The organism is Jeotgalibacillus sp. ET6 (assembly GCF_029667115.1).
Lineage (GTDB): Bacteria > Bacillota > Bacilli > Bacillales > Jeotgalibacillaceae > Jeotgalibacillus.
In genome coordinates this window covers 1-239 of the sequence record NZ_JARUIU010000279.1, presented here as the reverse complement: position 1 = coordinate 239, position 239 = coordinate 1, and the positions used below count along the sequence as shown (strand labels likewise).

The following is a 239-nucleotide window of genomic DNA, read 5'->3' as shown; positions in this document are numbered from 1 at the left end:
AGGATTTGGAATCAGTTTGTCCTCCTCATGAGGTTGGTTAACATGATGGGTGCCCTGCGTTGCCACCTGGTCCTGCTGGTTTTTTACGGTTTTTTTTTGCTCTCGGTCACGGTCTTTTCTTCTGTCTTGTTTAAGCATTAAAACATTAAAAGGCAGGCTGCAGCCTATTTTTTCTTTTTTAACTTGAGCCGTTTGTTCACTTTTAAAATCTTCAAAAACCATCAATTCCTCATCCAACT

At 40.2% G+C, this 239-nt stretch carries 1 protein-coding gene; it reads right to left on the bottom strand.

Annotation, left to right across the window (positions count from 1 at the left end; all coding sequences use genetic code 11):
* On the bottom strand, positions 1 to 222 hold a 222-nt coding region (locus P6709_RS20300; protein ID WP_278242680.1), incomplete at its 3' end, for a hypothetical protein.
* Positions 223 to 239 lie beyond the last annotated feature (17 nt).